Consider the following 2,749-nt stretch of genomic DNA (forward strand, 5'->3'; position numbering starts at 1 on the left):
AAATTTTCTGCGTGTCTGTTTCATTGTTTTTTCCGACTATTTAAAGTTAATAATTTCAACTTAAACAGTGGTCCAGTTTTTTAAGGGTATTATCAATGTCTGCAAAAGCGTAGAAGTTCTTTTTGGTTTTTTAATGAGGTTTGTCTTATGAGGTAAATATTGTATATTTGAAAACTATAAAGAGAGCAGCGGTTCTTACAAATTTTTGCACAAGGACTACCTGGGCAGTATGCTCAAACATTTGGAAACGCTCTATTGCAGGCTGCCGCACATGGTGTTGCGCAAGGGACGCTTTCATTGATGCAGGGTGCGAGTTTCAAGCAGGCATTTATAGCAGGTGCATTAGGTAGTTTGGGTGCAAGTGCCTGGGGTTATGCGCTTAATAAGGTCGGGTTGTCACAATTTGCTTCAAGTTCGGTAGGTACGATTGCTTTCGGGGCGCTATCAGGAGGTGTAGGGTCTGCACTAAGTGGTGGCAATTTTTGGCAGGGTGCCTTGATTGGAGGGGTTGTTGCTGGTTTGAATCATGTAGCGCATGCAATTAGCGAGCCGGGTGTAGATAAAGATACTCGTCGTACGTTTAGAAAGTTAGTTAAAAATGATGATTATCAGGGTGCGTTCGATTTAGTCAATTCAAAGTATAATTTAGATGCGGGTATTGAAGGGAAATATACACTTACTTTTTCAGATGATTACAGCTACTCAGGATTGACTGGCGGTGAGGCTTACGGAATGCAAGAGGTAACTATTGCAAAACATGTATTTAGGGGGCCTGTTGCAACATTTGCGAGGGTGGTTCATCATGAATTTGTTCATGTTTACCAAAGAGCTATTTTAGGAATGACAGGGAACCTAAGTATATATCAAGTAAGAGAGTTTTTAGGTTACCATGACTCTTTATTTAATAAAAATTTACCTAAGGCTTCCTTTAGTTCCATGGAGGGGTATTGGAATAAAGCTCGCGAATTTTATAATTATATGACAGCCCACCCTGCGCTAATCAGGGCTTATCAATCACAATATAATGATTTTGCAAACTCAAGTTTTTTTAAATAATATGTATAAATTTATTCTAATACTGGTTGTGAGTTTTTTTTCTGCGCAACAAAAATGTAATCTATCTTTTGCAAATAATACTTTGTCAAAGGATGGTACGGTAACTCTTATAATTAAAAATCAAACTAAAAGAAAATTAAAAGTTCCTATCCAATATAAAAGTGAATGGGCTAGACCAACTGATGTTCAGATTTATAATGAAGAAAAAAAGTCGTATGAATATACTGGCTATAGTTTTGACGGAGCATCATGTTTGGATACTAAAAAATGTTTAGGAAAAACGTTTTGTCTGAAAAATAATAAAATCAAAGAATACAAAGTCAAAGTTATTCCTGGAAGGATTTCGCAGGTTTTTGAAGAAAAGAAAAAATATAGATTTAAATTAGCCTTTGATACATATTTATTCAGTAATTGTGAAGAGTATTTAACTGATTGGTTTTACTATGATTTGAATTAGTAAGTATAGTGTTATTGTTCTGTCGGCGTATTCTAATAGAGATTCATTGCTTGACATATACTATACTTTCCACGAGCATTTTGCGGAAGTAGGCCTCGTACAAATGAACGGAAGATTGTATGATCCATTGCTGAGAAGGTTTTTAAATGCCGACGAGAATATCCAGGATATGTTCAACACCCAGAACTACAACAAGTATGGGTATGTGATGAATAATCCATTGATGTTTAATGATCCAAGTGGGGAATTATTCTGGTTTGCGGCATTAGTACCTATCGTTGGTAAATTTTTCGCAGCAGTTATTGCAGGAGCCATTGGTGGAGCGATTATAGGCACGGCAATGTATCTTGGACAGGCTGCAATTACAGGTAACTTTTCTTGGGGTGGTTTGGCTAAAACTTTTTTTGTAGGGACACTAACAGGAGCCGTCTCGGGAGCTTTAGGACAAGTTTTTACAGCAGGAGGCTTTTGGGCTACAGTAGGAAATGGAGCTCTTGCCGGAGCCGGAAGTGGTGGAGTCAATTCGCTTTATTAATGGCACCAACTTTTTAAAAGGACTTGCAACGGGCGCGGTAATTGGCGGTGCGATTGGCGCAGTAAGTTGGGGCCTAAATAAATTATTTACTAAACCTGACATATCTGAAGATTATTATCTTGAAGATAACATAAAGAATAATAGTCGCAATGGTAATCCTGTCGATAAAAGATATATAGATAAATATTTTAATGAAAACTTTAACGACGCAGAAAAAATTAAACTTAAAAATGCTGGTTATAAAAATACATATTTTGGCAAAAGTCCTGACAGTAAGTTTGCTCCTTCAGGATGGAAAGTAAATAGTGAAGGAGCTTTCAGTGGTATTATTGAAGGCAACGAAATAAATGCGCTAGGTATTACAAGGGGTGGAAAAATATATCTAGCACCTAAAGCTCTTTCCAATAAAAAATTATTTTCTTTCACTTTTCATCATGAATTGGGCCATGTAATGTTAAGTGATGTTGATGAATATATCCACATAGCGTTTGTAGGTAAAGACTTTGCATCTCATATTCCTATTTCAAATTTAGAAAACCAATTTGTGAGATTAAATGGCTTCTCAAATTTAAATTATCAAGTAAATCAAAAACTTTTGAATATTTATGATAATACCCTTAAAAAACTGGACCACTGTTTAAGTTGAAATTATTAACTTTAAATAGTCGGAAAAAACAATGAAACAGACACGCAGAAAATTT

The 2,749-nt window shown here is 35.8% G+C and carries 4 protein-coding genes; all 4 read left to right on the top strand.

All coding sequences use genetic code 11. The features are described from left to right. Positions 1–255 precede the first annotated feature (255 nt). The 4 genes from BUB43_RS10865 (at position 256) to BUB43_RS10880 (ending at position 2,694) form a co-directional block, all read left to right on the top strand. The gene (locus BUB43_RS10865; protein WP_073181041.1) at positions 256–1,056 is read left to right on the top strand and encodes a threonine/serine exporter family protein; all 801 of its coding nucleotides are present in this window, start codon (positions 256–258) and stop codon (positions 1,054–1,056) included. 1 nt (position 1,057) lies between these two features. Further along, on the top strand, positions 1,058–1,513 hold the full coding sequence (locus BUB43_RS10870; protein ID WP_073181043.1) for a hypothetical protein: 456 nt from the start codon (positions 1,058–1,060) through the stop codon (positions 1,511–1,513). A 103-nt stretch (positions 1,514–1,616) separates the two neighbouring features. Continuing rightward, on the top strand, positions 1,617–2,048 hold the full coding sequence (locus tag BUB43_RS10875; RefSeq protein ID WP_455550110.1) for an RHS repeat-associated core domain-containing protein: 432 nt from the start codon (positions 1,617–1,619) through the stop codon (positions 2,046–2,048). Then, positions 1,999–2,694 carry a hypothetical protein gene (locus tag BUB43_RS10880; RefSeq protein ID WP_073181047.1) on the top strand — a complete coding sequence of 232 codons (696 nt, stop codon included), beginning with the start codon at positions 1,999–2,001 and terminating at the stop codon, positions 2,692–2,694. Before BUB43_RS10875 ends, BUB43_RS10880 begins: the two co-directional genes overlap by 50 nt. The last annotated feature ends 55 nt before the right edge of the window (positions 2,695–2,749 follow it).

It is taken from the genome of Cruoricaptor ignavus, from assembly GCF_900141665.1.
In the GTDB taxonomy this organism is placed as follows: domain Bacteria; phylum Bacteroidota; class Bacteroidia; order Flavobacteriales; family Weeksellaceae; genus Cruoricaptor; species Cruoricaptor ignavus.